General features: G+C 75.8%; 9 protein-coding genes. 1 reads left to right on the top strand and 8 read right to left on the bottom strand.

Annotation, left to right across the window (positions count from 1 at the left end; genetic code table 11):
- A partial coding sequence (locus tag C3489_RS15740) for an FtsX-like permease family protein (protein ID WP_103782445.1) occupies window positions 1–3,234 on the bottom strand: 3,234 nt, incomplete at its 3' end.
- 147 nt (window positions 3,235–3,381) lie between these two features.
- Window positions 3,382–3,795: a globin gene (locus C3489_RS15735; protein ID WP_103782444.1), complete on the bottom strand. Its 414-nt coding sequence runs from the start codon at window positions 3,793–3,795 to the stop codon at window positions 3,382–3,384.
- A gap of 102 nt (window positions 3,796–3,897) precedes the next feature.
- Between C3489_RS15735 and C3489_RS15730 the strand changes: the two genes are divergently transcribed.
- Complete coding sequence (locus C3489_RS15730) at window positions 3,898–4,887, top strand: methyltransferase domain-containing protein (protein WP_103782443.1); 990 nt, start codon at window positions 3,898–3,900, stop codon at window positions 4,885–4,887.
- Here the strand turns inward: C3489_RS15730 and C3489_RS15725 are convergent.
- The 6 genes from C3489_RS15725 to C3489_RS15700 all read right to left on the bottom strand — a co-directional run bounded on the left by C3489_RS15725 (window position 4,884) and on the right by C3489_RS15700 (window position 14,389).
- Window positions 4,884–6,542, bottom strand: a complete 1,659-nt coding sequence (locus C3489_RS15725; RefSeq protein WP_103782442.1) for an FHA domain-containing protein — start codon at window positions 6,540–6,542, stop codon at window positions 4,884–4,886. The genes C3489_RS15730 and C3489_RS15725 overlap by 4 nt on opposite strands.
- Before the next feature lie 85 nt (window positions 6,543–6,627).
- Window positions 6,628–7,974: a VWA domain-containing protein gene (locus tag C3489_RS15720; protein ID WP_103782441.1), complete on the bottom strand. Its 1,347-nt coding sequence runs from the start codon at window positions 7,972–7,974 to the stop codon at window positions 6,628–6,630.
- Window positions 7,975–8,090: 116 nt separating this feature from the next.
- Entirely contained in the window at window positions 8,091–9,500 is a 1,410-nt protein-coding gene (locus tag C3489_RS15715; RefSeq protein ID WP_103782450.1) for a PP2C family serine/threonine-protein phosphatase, read from the bottom strand.
- Window positions 9,501–9,503: 3 nt separating this feature from the next.
- Window positions 9,504–11,981 (bottom strand): tetratricopeptide repeat protein, encoded by a 2,478-nt coding sequence (locus C3489_RS15710; RefSeq protein ID WP_103782440.1) that lies wholly within the window; start codon window positions 11,979–11,981, stop codon window positions 9,504–9,506.
- Window positions 11,978–13,312 carry a hypothetical protein gene (locus tag C3489_RS15705; RefSeq protein ID WP_103782439.1) on the bottom strand — a complete coding sequence of 445 codons (1,335 nt, stop codon included), beginning with the start codon at window positions 13,310–13,312 and terminating at the stop codon, window positions 11,978–11,980. Before C3489_RS15705 ends, C3489_RS15710 begins: the two co-directional genes overlap by 4 nt.
- Before the next feature lie 57 nt (window positions 13,313–13,369).
- A complete protein-coding gene (locus tag C3489_RS15700; protein WP_103782449.1) occupies window positions 13,370–14,389 on the bottom strand; it encodes a glutamate ABC transporter substrate-binding protein in 1,020 nt (339 codons plus the stop codon).
- Window positions 14,390–14,393: the final 4 nt, after the last annotated feature.

The following is a 14,393-nucleotide window of genomic DNA, read 5'->3' as shown; positions in this document are numbered from 1 at the left end:
TCCCTGTTCCCGCAGCGCGGACGCCGGGTCGGCACGGCGCAGCGACAGGACGGCGGAGACGGCCAGCGGGACGACGGCGACGGCCGCGAGGAGGACGGCGATCCGCCCGGCGGGCAGCTGGACCAGGACCTTTGGCAGCGGCCGGGTGGCCTCGGCGGTCAGCAGGATCAGCGGGATCACCGCCCGGGTCAGCACCGCGCCCAGCGCCGCTCCGACGGCCAGCGCCAGCACCACCAGCACCCCGTGCTCGGCGGCGATCATGCGGGCCAGGCGGCGGCGCGGGGCGCCCAGCGCGCGCAGCACCGCGAACTCCGCGTCCCGCTCGCGCAGCGCCCCGGCCGCGCTGACCGCGAAGCCGACCGCGGCGAGCAGCGCCGCCACGACGGCCGCCGCGGCGAACGCGGCCTGCGGCCCGGCGCCGAACGGGTCGTCGCGCAGCTCCTCGGCGATCTCGGCGCGCACCACCACCTGGGAGGGGTCGATGTCGGGCCAGGCGCGGACGGCGGCGGCCACCTGGGCCGGGTCCCGGGTGCCCAGCCACCACTCGGTGGGTGTGACGCTCGTGCCGTGGCGGGCCTGCAGCACCCGCTCGACCGCGCGCAGGTCCACCAGCAGGGCACCGCCGCCCTCGGCGTCCTGGGTGGTGGGCAGCTCCCGCACCGTGCGCACGATCCGCACCGGCACGCTCGCCCCGCCGAGGACGGCGTCCACCCGCTGCCCGGTGCGCGCGCCGGTGGCGGCCAGGAAGCGGTCGGTGGCCACGCCCGTGACCTCGGCGGCGGGCGGTTGCGCAACCCGCAGCACGACCGTGACCGCGGCCGACAGCCAGCGGTCGCCGGCCGGCAGATGGCCGGTGGAGTAGGCGATCGTGGGGGGCGCGGTGGCCACCAGGCGAGGCCGGCTCGGGATGGCGTCGCCGTCGGGTCCGGTGACGGCGCCGTCTGCGCGGGAGGTGGCCGTCCACGCGGTGGGCAGCGGCAGCCGCCGGGGTGTGCCGTCGTCGGCCGTGGCCGTCAGCGCGTCCAGGGACAGCCGGTGCTGCTCGGCACGCCCGCTGGGCTGTGCGAGGACGAGCTGGACGCCGGTGAGGGTGAGCGGGCCGCGGGCGCCGCCCAGGTCCGGGGTGAGCGGATGCGGGCGGCCGTCGGCGGGCAGCCGGCCCGACGGCAGCTGGTAGGGCACGCCCCAGCGGTCCTCCAGGGTCAGCGTCACGTCGGCAGCGCCTTCCGGGTCGGAGCTGTGCAGCGTCGCGGTGAGCCGCAGCCGGGCGGTGCCGGCGGGGACGCTCGCCCCGGCCGACGGCTTCGCCGGGGCGAGGCCCGCGAGCAGGGGGCGTACCGGGCGGTCGGCCAGGTCGGGGCGCAGGAGCAGGGTGCCGGCGGTGTGCGCGGTGTCCAGGGCGAGCACGGTCGCGGTGCGGTCGTCCGACAGCGGCAGCGCGGTGCGCACGGCGGGGGCGACCGCGCTGACCTGCCCGACGGACGCCAGCCGCTCGGTGCGGGCCGGGCCGGCGTCTCCGGCGGCCGTCACCCGCACCGGCGCCCCGGCCCGGAAGTCGGCCTGGTCCTGCTGCGAGCGGTTCCAGGAGGCGCCCTGGCCGATGGCCAGCATGCCGAGCGCGACGGCGAGCACCAGCAGCAGCATGGGCCCGGCCCCGCGCATCGGGCGGCGGCTGAACTGCCAGCCCGCCAGCGCCGCCGTCAGCCCCCGCCCGCCGGTGGCCCGGCGCTCGGCGAGCCGGGCCACCGGCGGCAGCAGCCGCAGGGTGAGCACGGTCCCGGCGAGCAGGGCCAGCGCGGGCGCGGCGACCAGCAGCGGGTCGATGCCGAGGGCGCCGGAGCGGTCGCCGCTGACCGTGCCGCGCGCGGCCAGCTGCCAGTAGGCGACGCCCGCCACCGCCAGCAGTCCCAGGTCGGCGCCGGCCCGGACCGCGCCGGGCAGCGCGCGGGCCCGGCCCGCCCGCCGTCCGCTCGCGGCCAGTTCGGGCACGGTCACGGCCAGCGCGCACCCGAGGGCGACGCCCGCGGCGACCAGCCACACCTGCGGCCGGCCGGCGGCGGGCACGTCCAGGCGCAGCCCGATCCGGGCCAGCGGGCCCTGGCCGGCGAGCAGCCGGGTCAGCGGCCCGGCGAGCAGCGGCGCGCACAGGGCCGACGGCACGGCCGGCAGCAGCGCCTCCAGCGCGGCCAGGCCCGCGAGCCGGGCGCGGGAGGCGCCACGCGCCAGCAGCAGCCGGGTCTCGGCGGCGCGCTCGGCGCTCAGCAGCCGGGCCACCAGCAGCAGCGCGCACGCCGCGAGCAGGGCGAGCAGCAGGGCGACGATCAGCAGGGTGGAGCGGGAGACCAGCAGCGAGCGCTCGATGCCGTCCAGGAGGCCGGGCAGCGAGGTGGTGGCGGTCGTCGCACCGCCGAGGGCCGGGGCCGCGCGGACGGCGGCGCCGGCGTGCGCGGCGGAGGAGCGCAGGGCGTCGACGCGGGCGGTCGTCAGCGTCGCGAAGTCCGCCGAGACCATCCAGGCGGACGGCCCGGCGCTCAGCCCGCCGCCGGACAGCACGCGGGGATCGGCCAGGAGGGGGCCGTAGGTGGTGAAGTCGCTCTTCTTCACGCCGCGGCCGCCGACGTCGTCCAGCCGCCAGTACGGCGCGCTCGCGTCGGCGGGCCGGTACACGCCGGTGATCGTCACCGTCAGCGGCCGGCCGCCGAACCGGTCGGCGAGGGTGAGCCGGGCGCCCGGTCGCAGGCCCAGCAGCCGGGCGGCCGCCCGGGGCAGCGCCGCCTCGACGTCCGGGGTGCCCGCGCGGGGCGGCCGGCCGTCGGTGAAGCGCACCTGGGAGGCGTCCAGGGCGGCGAAGAAGGTCAGATCGGGGTCGCCGGACCGTTCGGCCGGCGGCTGCACGGAGCGGGGGAGCGCGTACGGCCCCGACCGCACCAGCGTCCGCACGGTCACCGGCAGCCCGTCGAACGCGGTGCGGGCCGCCTGGCGTACGGCGGTGTCGGCGGCCGTACGGCGCTCGGCGGGCACGTCGGCCTTGACGACCAGGGCGGCGTCGGCGGCGTTGCCGGGCTCGGCGAGCGCGTGGCGCAGGGCGGCGTCGCCGATCGCGCCCGCGTAGGCGGTCAGACCGGCCAGTACGGACGTGGTGAGCAGGACGGTGAGCAGCGCGGCGGCGAGCAGCGGACGGTGTGCGCGGGCCCGCAGCAGCACGAAACCCGCAAGCCCCCCGAACCCCGCCACTGCGGCCCCCCGCCGTTGTTGTCCAGACCTGTCGGCGATGCTGTCAGAGCGCGCGGGCCGGGGTAAGCGGTTGTGAACGCAGCTTGACCGGATCGTGACCGGAATCCGGCGATGTACGACCGGAATGCGGGAGGAAGGGCGTTCGGGTCAGCCCGCGGTGTTCACCATCGAGGCCGCCGCGTACGTGAGGTAGTTCCACAGCGTCTGCTCGTGCTCTTCGGACAGGCCGAGCTCCTCGACGGCGACCCGCATGTGCTTCAGCCAGGCGTCGTGGGCCGCCCGGTCGACGGTGAACGGGACGTGCCGCATCCGCAGCCGCGGATGACCGCGCCGCTCGCTGTACGTCGTGGGACCGCCCCAGTACTGCATGAGGAACAGCGCCAGGCGCTCCTCGGCCGGGCCCAGGTCCTCCTCCGGGTACATCGGACGGAGCAGCGGGTCCTCGGCCACCCCCTGGTAGAAACGGTGGACCAGCCGGCGGAAGGTCTCCTCCCCGCCGACCTGCTCGTAGAACGTCTGCTCCTGAAGCGTGCCGCGCCGAATCTCTGTCACGCCTCCCATGGTCTCAGACGTGCCGACCGAGGCCGGAAGTCTTAGGACCACCCCGCACGGAAGGCGGCCGGGACACTCGCCCCGGGGCGCCCGGCGCCGCACAGTGGAGGCATGGGTGTGCACGCCGCCGACCGCCACCTGCGGGACGTCGCCGAGGAGGCGCGGGCCGCGCTGGTGGACGAGATCGTGGCCTCCGGGGCCTTCGCCGCCGACCCCGCCTGGCGGGAGGCGTTCGCGGCCGTCCCGCGCCACCTGTTCGTGCCGTCCTACTACGTCGGCGTGCTCGGCGGCTACGAGCGCCGCTGGGGCGAGCACCCCGACCCGGCCGCCCGCGAACGCTGGCTGCGCGGCGCCTACGCCGACGCCCCGCTCGCCACCCGGCTGCGCGACGGGGAACTGCTGTCCTCCAGCAGCCAGCCGTCCCTGATGGCGCTCATGCTGGCCGCGCTGCGCCCGGCGGACGGCGACCGGGTGCTGGAGATCGGCGCCGGCAGCGGCTACAACGCGGCGCTGCTGTCGTACCGGCTCGGCGAGGAGAACGTCGTCACCATCGACCTCGACCCGGACATCACCGAGTCCGCGCGCCGGCACCTCGACGCCGCCGGGTACCACCCGGCCGTGGTCACCGGTGACGGGGCGCGCGGGGTACCCGAGCACGCCCCCTACGACCGGATCATCGCCACCTGCGCGCTGCCGGTGATCCCGCGCGCCTGGCTCACCCAGTGCCGCCCCGGCGGCCGGATCGTCACCCCGTTCGCCACGGGCGTGGCCGCGCTGGACGTGCGGGACTCCGGGCACGCCGAGGGACGGTTCCTGGACACGCCCGCCTACTTCGTGCCGCTGCGCGGCACACCCCGGCCCACGGCGCAGCCGCCGCAGCTGGCGGGACTGCCGCGCCGGGCCCGGGAGAGCGAACTGTTCCGCTTCCTGCTCGCGCTCACCCGGGGCAGCCTCGACCCCGAGGAGGCCTGCGCCCTGTGGGAGCGCGAGGGCATGCCGACCCGCGAGCGGTACGGCGTCACGGTCGGCGGCGAGCGCGAGTGGGCGTGGCTGGACGACCCGGAGGGGCCGTATGTGTGGCCCCTCCCGGAGGCTTCCTAGCCGCGCCGGACGGTGATCGTCGTCCAGGCGCCCACGTGCACGCGGTCGCCGTCCTGGAGCGGGACCGGCACGAACGGCTGGATCGGCTCCTCCGAGCCGTTCACGGTCGTGCCGTTCGTCGAGTTCTGGTCGACCACCGCCCAGCTGCCGTCGGGCTGCTGCACCAGCACCGCGTGCTGGTGCGAGACGCCCGGGTCCTCCGGCGGCACCGACAGATCGATGTCGGGCGTCTCGCCGGTGGAGTGGCGACGGCGGCCGATGGTCACCTGGTTGCCGGTGAGGGGGCGCTGCTGCTCCGGCGAGTACGCGGGCAGGTTCAGCCCCGCGGCCTCGGGGCCGGAGCGCTGCATCATCGCCATGAAGTACTCGCGGTCCGGGCCGATGGTCGCCGTCCAGGTGGCCGGGCCCTGCGGCTGCTGCGGGAAGCCGGGGGCCGGCGGGGCCTGGGTGGCACCGGGCTGCGGGTAGCCGTAGCCGCCGGGGCGGGCGCCGTTCGGGCCGCCGGGACCTGCGGGGCCGCCCGGACCGCCCGGGCCCGTGGCGGGGCCCGACGGCGGGGAGATCACCCAGTCGTCCTCACCGCCGCCGAACGACGGCCCGGACGGGGCCGGCGGAGCCGACGGGCCGGGGCCCTGCGGGAACGCGGGGGGCTGGAAGCCCTGCGGGGCGCCGAGCGCCCCCGGGCCGCCAGGTCCGCCCGGAGCCGCTCCGGGGCCGGCGGGAGGCGTCGGGCCGGGAGGCGGCGGGACCGGGCGGGAGGGGTCGTTGCCGAAGGGGGAGGGGCCACCGTGGCCGTTCGGGCCACCGGGCATGCCGGGACCGCCGGGACCGCCGGGGCCACCGGGGCCGGAGGGACCACCGGGTCCGCCGGGGTTGCCGAATCCGCCGGGGCTGCCGGGACCGCCGTGCGTGACCGGGCCACCGGGGCCGGCCGGGCCCCCGGGGCCGCCCGCGCCGAAGGGACCGCCGGGAGCACCCGGGCCGCCGGGACCACCCGGACCGCCGGGGCCGCCCCCGCCGAACGGGCCGCCCGGCGCACCCGGACCACCGGGCGTGCCGGGGCCACCCGGGCCACCGGGCCCACCGGCCCCGAACGGCGCACCCGGACCAGCGGGACCACCGGGACCACCCGGGCCCGGCATACCGCCGGGGCCGCCGGAACCACCGGGGCCGCCAGGGCCACCGGGACCGCCCGGCTCGCCGCCGAACGGCGAGGACGGCGGGATCGGCTCGGCGGGCCGGTTCATCTGCGACGGCCGCGAGCTCTGGTAGTCGAAGGAGTCACCGCCGCCGAACGACGGCCCGGGCCCCTGCGGGAAGCGCGGGGCGCCCGGCGCCGGCTGGCGCGGCGGCGCGGCCGGGGTGTACGTGGTGGCCGTGTTGGTCAGGAAGTTCCACCGGCACTCCTCGCAGAACGGCGCCCCGCCCTCGCGCGGCGTACGGCACTGCGGGCACAGCTCCGGCTCCGCGTCCGGCACGGCGGACAGATGGCGTCCGCCCTGCTGGCCGCCCGGCGGGGGCGGCGGGAAGCCGTAGCCGCCGCCGGCCGGGGGCGGCGGCGGGGGAGGCGGAGGTACGGCACCGGCCATGCGGTGACCGCAGACCTCGCACCAGTCGTCGGAACCCGACTGGTGTCCGTTCGGGCAGGTCGGCATGTCGGTGCGTCCCTTCGTTCCTGCTAGGTCACTTCTTCAGTGGACTTCAATGGTCTGCAGTGCGGCTTCAGTGGTCTTCAGCGCTTCACTTCTTTACACGAACAGTCTTTGTCGACCGGGTTTCGAGCGTCATCTCGTCGGCCTCCGCGACCTTCGCCTTCAGTCGCACAGTACCTGTCGCCGCATCGACCACGTCCACCACCTTCGCAAGCAGTTTCGCAGTATCCGCGTTCCCGGAGGCACTCGCGAGCTGAACGGCCCGGCCCAGTTTGGCCGTTGCTCCATCGAAATCGCCCGCTTTGCGAAGGTCCAGCCCCTGCTGGATGGCCTGGGCCAGTTCCGCCTGCCCGGTGTAGTGGGCCACCTGCGGATTGATCGACGTGGAGGCCACCATGTCGTCGGTCCACACCGCCCGCACCAGACCCTGCGCGCCCAGGGTCTGCGCGCTGCCGTCCGGTTGCGGGATCACCAGGGACACCCGGGCGGCCAGCATCTCCTGCCCGATGTGCGCGGCCGGGACCTCGACGCACAGGTGGTAGTCACGGGACTCGTCGCCCCAGCTCCCGGTGGGGTAGTCCCCGGCGCGCGGGCCCGCCTCGGTGCGCCGCCCGGTCAACTCCTCGACCGTCGGCGCGACTTGCTTGACGAACTTGATGGTGGTGCCCACCGGGGTCCACACCCGCAGGGCGACGTCGGCGACCTCCTTGCCCATCGCCGTCTCCATCATCCGCGTGAAGTCGGCGGCCAGCCCCGCCGGATCGGCGACGATGTCGGCCGTGCCGAGCAGGGCGGAGGCGATCCCTGTGACTTCTTTCACTTCCCAGTCGGTGCCCACGCCCCGGGCGTCACAGGTGAACCGGCCGGCGCACGCGTCCAGGGCCTGCCGCAGCTCCTCGGGCGACTCGTGCTCGTTGCGGCCGTCGGTGAGCAGGATGCCGTGGCGGATGGCGACGTCCGCCGAGGACAGCAGCTTCTCGGTGAGCCGCAGCCAGGTGCCGATCGCGGTGCCGCCGCCCGCGCTCAGCCGGCGCAGCGCCTGCTTGGCCTGCTCGCGGGTGGTGGGGTCGGCGACCGCGAGCCGCCCGCCGCCCGGGTAGACCTCCTTGGCGACGTGCGTGCCGCCGACCACCGCGAAGTGCACGCCGTCGCGCAGGGTGTCGACGGCGGCGGCCGTCGCGTCCCGGGCGTTGCGCATCTTGGTGGGCGGGTAGTCCATCGACCCGGAGCAGTCCACCATGATCACCACGGCGGCGGACGGGCCCTGCCCGGCCGTGTACAGGTGCGGGGCGGTCACCGCGGTGCCGACCGTGCCGCCGCCGGTCGCGGTGACCGTGACGATGGCGTTGACCTCGCGGCCGCCCTCCGGCAGGTACTCGTTCTGGTACACGTCCACCGAGAACTGCGGCACGGTGGGTTTCGAGAAAATGGCCATGCCTGTTCGCATCCCCCTTTGACACCCGTCGGGTGTGGACCGGACGCGGACCGGTCCCCTCCGGTCCGCGGGCTTCCCCGTGCGAGGCCGGCCCGGGTGGTCCGGTATGCGGCCTCTCAGGCCGATCCTGCCCCCTGCGGCGGCGCGGGGAACGGCAGGACGGCCACTGTTACGTTGTCGTGGCCCCCGCCGTCCAGCGCGTGGCCGACCAGGACCTGGGCGCTGTGCAGCGGACGCTCGGCGGCGTCCAGGGGGACCACCTCGGCCATCTCCTCGGCCGCCTCGGCGTAGTTCCACAGTCCGTCGGTGCAGACGACGACCACACCCGGGCGGTCCGGCTTGTACCCGGCGGTGTGCGGCTCCAGTTCGTAGGCGTCGGCGCCGAGCCAGCCCGTGATCGCGTGGGCGCGCTCGTCGGCGTACGCCTCCGCCTCGCTCATCAGGCCTGCGGCGACCATCTGAGCGGCCCAGGAGTCGTCCTCGGTGAGCCGGGCCGGGGGCGCGCTGCGGTCGGCCGGCACCCAGTAGACGCGGCTGTCGCCGACCCAGCCGACGACCAGCAGGCCGTCGGTGACCACGGCGCCGACCAGGGTGCAGGCGGGGGCGTTCTGGTGCGGGGCGTGCTCGCGGGCCGTCTGCGGCTCCTCGGCCAGCGCGTTGACGGCGTGCGAGGCCGCGACGATCGCCTCGTGCATCGCCTGCTGCGGGTGCGTGCCGCGCTCCAGGGCGGCCAGCAGCGACTCACCGGCCGCGCGGGACGCGGCGAGCGAGGCGTCGTCGGGGCGGGTCGCGGAGGACACGCCGTCGCAGACGATCGCCAGCGCGGCGGGGGAGCCGTCGGGCAGCGCGGTGTGGCCGACGGTGAAGGCGTCCTCGTTGCGGTGGTGGCGCAGCCCGCGGTCGCTGACGGCGGCGACGGGGCCGCACTCCTGCTCCATGTGGTCGCGTTCGCGGGGCTGGGCGTGGCCGCAGTTCTCGCAGTAGCCGTCGCTGTCCACCCGGCCCGCGCGGCAGGCCACGCACACGGAGGCGTCCGGCGCGGCCGCGGCGGCCTGCGCGGCCACCCTCGGGTCGGGCGCCTGCAGCGCGTACTCGTCGGGCTCGTCGGGCCGGTCGAACCGAACCCCGGCGGCGGGCGCCGGCACGGCGGGTCCGGGCTGCGGGACGGCGGCAGCGGCGCTCGGGGCGTGCGGCGCCGGTGGTGGTACGGCGGGTCCGGGCGGCGGTACGGCGGGCCCGGGTTGCGGTGCGGCGGCAGCGGCGCTCGGGGCGTGCGGCGCCGGTGGTGGTACGGCGGGTCCGGGCGGCGGCACCGCGGGGCCGGGCTGCGGCACCCCGGGTGGCGGTACGGCGGAGCCGGCCGGTGGCGCAGCGCCGTTCATCGCGATCGTCGGGTGGTCCAGCGGTGGCGCCGGCACGGCGGACAGGTCGTATCCGCACGCACCGCAGAACCGGTCACCCGACTCCAGCGGCTCCGCGCAGCTCGGGCAGTTCGACAGGGCTGCCTGCCGGGGCATCTGCGACATCAACTACACCCACGTCCGGGGGCGGTAACGGTTGGCACGTTCCACCAGGTCGATCCTCTCCTCGCCGCCGGTCGCGAGCCGGGCCAGCGTGCGGTACGAGCGCTCCAGACCGAAGCGCAGCCCGCGTTCGTCCAGTTCGCTGCCGAGCAGCCGCCGGGCGGCCGGCGTGCCGCCCTGGCCCCCGGAGAGTATCCAGTCCAGGGCGCAGCCGAGCACTTCGGTGGCCAACTGCTCACGCCGCCCCGGGTCCAGACCGTACGCGTCCAGCGCCTCGACCTGCGCCGCGGCGGCGGTCAGGTCGTCCACGAACGTCCCGTCGCCGGCCACCGCGGTGCGCTGCCGCAGCCTGGCCCGTACGGCGGCCACGCGGGCGGCCGTGTAGTGGATGGACGCCTCCGGCACCGACTCCAGCGTGCGCACGGCACCGCCGCGGTCGCCGGCCGCGAGCTGCACCCGGGCCAGCCCGAACGCGGCGCTGACATGGCTGGGATCGGTCGCCCACACCAGCCGGTAGTACTCGGCGGCGTTGTCCAGCTGGCCCAGCACCTCCGCGCACAGGCCGAGCGCCAGCTTGGGCGCGATCTCGCCGGGGAAGGCGTCGTAGACGGCGTCGAAGGCGAGCGCGGCGTGCGCGAAGTCGCCGGTGACCAGAGCGCCCACGCCCCGGTACCACACCACCCGCCAGTCGTCGGGCCGTTCGTCCTCCAGCTTGGCCAGCGCCATCGCCGCCGCGTCGTGGTCGCCGTTCTCCAGCCAGGCCCGCACCTGCCGCAGCCGGGTCTCCACCGAGGGCGCCGGGGCGGCGGCGAGCGCGTTGAGCAGCTCGGCCGGCGCGGACGTCATCAGACCCGCCAGGAAACCGGCGTTGGGGTCACCGGGGTCGACGTGCGGTACGGGCAGGGCCAGCGCGGCGGCCGGCGTGGGCACCGGCTTGACCAGGGCCGGGGCGGCACTCGCCGCGGGGGCCTGCGGAGCGCGCCGGCCGCGCACCTGCCGCGCCCCCAGCAGCGACACCTCCCCGTCCTGACGCGGGAACAACTCCGTGTCGGTGACCTTCACTTCCGGTCCGAACAGCGTCGACAGCGCGGGCCGGGCCCGGCCCGTCTGGACGGACACCACCTCGCGCAGCACACCGGTGAGCTGCTCGGCCATGTCCTGCGCGGAGGCGAACCGGCGGGCCGGGTCGGGGTCGGTGGCGCGCACCAGCAGGCGGTAGAAGGACTCGTACTGGCGGAAGACCTCGATGGTGTCGGGATCGGGCAGCGAGTCGGCGTAGACGGTGGTGTAGCCCTGGAAGTCGAAGGTGAGCACCGCCAGCGTCCGCCCGACCGTGTACAGGTCGCTGGCCACCGACGGGCCGACCTCGGCGACCTCCGGCGCCTGGTAGCCGACCGTGCCGTAGATCGCCGACTCGTCGTCGTCCATGCGGCGCACCGCGCCCATGTCGATCAGCTTCAGCTGGTCCTCGGTCTGGATGGCGTTGTCGACCTTGAAGTCGCAGTACAGCAGGTTGCGGCTGTGCAGATGGCCGAGCGCCTCCAGCGCCTCGATGCCGTACGCGCAGGCCTGCTCCACGGGCAGCGGGTCGCGGCGGCCGTCGGGCGTGCGGCGGGCGTTGGCGATCTCCTTGAGGGACTTGCCGCCGACGTACTCCATGACGATGTAGCCGTCGAGGGAGCCGGTGCGCTGGTCGAGGTGCTCGACGAAGTTGTAGATCCGTACGATGTTGGCGTGCTCGATCTCCGCGAGGAAGCGCCGCTCGGAGATCGCGGCGGCCATCGCGTCCTGGTCACCGGTGTCCAGCAGGCCCTTGAGCACCACCCACCGGTCGGAGACGGCCCGGTCCACGGCGAGGTAGATCCAGCCCAGACCGCCGTGCGCCAGGCAGCCCACGACCTCGTACTGGCCGTGCACCACGTCCCCGGCCTTCAGCTTCGGCACGAAGGAGTACGGGTGCCCGCACTTGGTGCAGAAGCCCTCGGTGCGGCCCGGCCGCTCCCCGCGCGAGCGGCCCACCGGTGCGCCGCAGTCGGAGCGGGAGCAGAACCGCTTGCGCTCGGGCACCTCCGGGTTGTCCAGCACCATCGCGCGCGGGTCGGGCCGGGGGATCGGCGGGACCTGCACCAGGCCCGCGCCGAGCCGGGAACGGCCCGAGGAGGCCGCGTTCGCACCCGAGCTGCGCACCGACACCGAGCGGCCGGTCGACGTCCCCGACAGCGAGCGCGACAGCCGCCCGGACACCGAGCGCCGCGACTTCGACGACTGCGAGGACGTACGCGAACTGCGGGCGCTGCCGCTGCTCGACGAGCCCTTGGAACCCCGGCCGCCCGCGGTGAGCCCGGTCGGCACCGAGCCGACCATGCCGCTCGTGGAGACCACCGGCGCCAGCCCGCAGGTGTCGCAGTACAGCTCGCCGCCGCCGACGTCCTCGTACGACCCGTCGCAGCCCGGCCGCTGACAGCTCTGCCCCGCACGGCTCATGACGACTCCCCCCTGACATCCTGCGACCCGCTCTGCTGCTCCGGCACGCGCGGCGCGGCGAGCGCCTCGGCGGCCGCCTGCTGGTAGCGCAGCACGGCCTGCTCGGCGACCCGCAGGTCGCAGGGCGCGCTCCACAGCATGCGGCGGGCCTTCTCGTACCGCTCGACCAGCAGCGGGTCCTCGGCCAGCCCGTGCCGGGCCACCTTCGCCTTGTACGCGTCCAGCCGGCCGCGCAGCTCGGCCCGCACCGCGAGCGGCGCGGTGACCGCGGTCAGCGACTCGCGGGCGCGCAGCAGTTCGTCCTCGGCCCGCTGCTCCAGCGACTCCAGCAGCGGCGACAGCCGGTGCCACTGGGCCTGCCTGCGGTACTCGGCGGCCGTGGCCAGCTGCTCCTGCAGCACGGTCGGCGGGCCGCTGACCACCGGCACCTCGGTGGCCGCGATCTTCGCCAGCACCTCGCCGCGCGCGGTGCGGGCCTCGGCCAGGGTGCGGTCCGCGCGGGAGAGCACGTCCCGCAGCCGCACCAGCCGCTTCTCGGCGTCCTGCCGCACGGTGAGCACGGCCTCGATCTCCCGGCGCACCTCCTCCAGGGCGCGCGCCTCACGGTCGTAGACCGTGGTGTCCGGGCGGCCGCCGCCGGGCGCCGAACTGCCCTGCGCCGGCACCCAGTAGGCCAGCGGGTCGCTGACCACCTCCTCGCGCAGCTTCGTCAGGGTGCGGGTGATGCGCTCCAGGTCGTCGCCGGCCGGGTGCTCGCCGGGGCGCACCCCGACGGAGTGGGCCAGCTGCCGGGTGCGCTGGAGTTCGGCGGCCAGTAAATCGATACGGGCGGGCAGCGCCGACCACACCGCGTCGGCGGCGACCACCATGTCCAGGCCGGCCGCGTACAGCTCGTTCATCCGGTCCACCAGCGCGCTCAGCGAGAACCGCTCGCTGAGCTTGCCGGAAACGCCGTTCAGGGTGGGCGCGTTGGCGGTGGCAGCGGCCGAGCCGGCGACCGTCACGGACTCGCCGCGCAGCAGCTCGGTCAGCTCCACCAGGTCCTCGCGGCTGGACCAGCGGCGCCGGGAGCGGATCTCACGGGCGGTGCGCAGCGCGTCCGTGTAGGCGTCGAAGTACGTCCACAGCAGCGTGATCGACGCCTCCGTGGCGATCCAGCGCTCCTTGGTGACGCCGGTCAGTTCGGCGCCCTCCAGGAGCCTGCGGCCCGCGTGGTCCTGCAGGGCCAGCAGCGACGTCTCGATCGCCTCGTGCTCCTGGCCGAGCCGCGCCAGCGCACGGTCCACCTCGTCCCGGTCCATCACCGGCCCGGCGGGGTCCGTGACGCCCATCGATCACCTCTCGCTGCTGTGTGGGTCGTTGCTCTTCGCTCGTGCCTGCCGCGCCTGTCAGCTCGTCCGCAGGTACTGCGGCGCCGGCGGCCTGGACGTCGCCGAGTCCGCCCCCAGTGTCGCCGACAGCCAGTCGCCGTACGACCTCTGCCAGCCGCTCGCGCTGTAGCCGACCAGGATGTGGTTGACCCGGCGTACCAGATCGTCCGCGTCCTTCTTCATCGCCACGCCGTAGTACTCGGTGGTGAAGGCCCTGCCCTTCAGTTCGACCGTCGGGTCCTGCGCGGCCTGGCTCGCGGCGAGCGCGCCGTCGGTGACCACCGCGTCGACCTCGCCGAGCTGCAGCCGGACCAGGCAGTCCAGCTGGTTGGGGACGGTGGTGGAGATGTCCGCGGAGGCCGGCAGCCGCCCGCTCTTCTTGTCGTCCTCCAGCGTGGTGTACGCCGTCGAACCGGCCGCCGTGCAGATCCTCTTGCCGGCCAGGGACGTGTCGTAGCCGGTGACCGGCGAGTCCTTGGGGGCGAGGACCTGCTGGCCGGTGCGGAAGTAGGGCGCGGAGAAGGCGACGTCCTTCAGCCGCTTGCAGGTGATCGTCATCGTGCGCACGACCATGTCGACGACGCCGTTCTGGATCGCCGGGACGCGCTGGTTGGTGGGGATCGCCTTGAACTGGACCGCGTCGGGGTCGCCCAGGACGTCCCGGGCTATGGCGTGCACCAGGTCGATGTCGAAGCCCTCCAGCTGGGCGCCCTTCTTGTTCGGGTCGCGGTAGCCCCAGCGATAGCTGTTCTGGTCGACGCCGACGACGAGCTTCCCCTTGGCCCTGATCCGGGCGATGGTGGGCCCGTCGGCCGCCGAGGGGGCCAGGGTCTGCTTCTCGGGGGCCGTGCAGCTGTCGGCGCGCGCCTGGGTGCCGACGGCGACCCGGGAGGAGCCGCCCGCCGCCGCCCGGCCGTCGGGGCCGCGCTGGGTCAGCGGCAGCAGCAGCGCGCACGCCAGCGCCAGGGCGCACACGGCCGCCATCGCGCCGACCCCGCCCCAGCCCCGCAGAGCCGCCCGCAGGTGCCGCAGTCTCATCGTC

Source organism: Streptomyces sp. Ru71 (genome assembly GCF_002920535.1).
Lineage (GTDB): Bacteria > Actinomycetota > Actinomycetes > Streptomycetales > Streptomycetaceae > Streptomyces.
This window is presented reverse-complemented; position numbering and strand designations above follow the sequence as displayed.

Coding starts and splice junctions, on each gene's coding strand:
- C3489_RS15725 (WP_103782442.1), bottom strand. CDS start 6,542: ATGCCGACCTGCCCGAACGGACACCAGTCGGGTTCCGACGACTGGTGC.
- C3489_RS15700 (WP_103782449.1), bottom strand. CDS start 14,389: ATGAGACTGCGGCACCTGCGGGCGGCTCTGCGGGGCTGGGGCGGGGTC.
- C3489_RS15710 (WP_103782440.1), bottom strand. CDS start 11,981: ATGAGCCGTGCGGGGCAGAGCTGTCAGCGGCCGGGCTGCGACGGGTCG.
- C3489_RS15705 (WP_103782439.1), bottom strand. CDS start 13,312: ATGGGCGTCACGGACCCCGCCGGGCCGGTGATGGACCGGGACGAGGTG.
- C3489_RS15735 (WP_103782444.1), bottom strand. CDS start 3,795: ATGGGAGGCGTGACAGAGATTCGGCGCGGCACGCTTCAGGAGCAGACG.
- C3489_RS15715 (WP_103782450.1), bottom strand. CDS start 9,500: ATGTCGCAGATGCCCCGGCAGGCAGCCCTGTCGAACTGCCCGAGCTGC.
- C3489_RS15720 (WP_103782441.1), bottom strand. CDS start 7,974: ATGGCCATTTTCTCGAAACCCACCGTGCCGCAGTTCTCGGTGGACGTG.
- C3489_RS15730 (WP_103782443.1), top strand. CDS start 3,898: ATGGGTGTGCACGCCGCCGACCGCCACCTGCGGGACGTCGCCGAGGAG.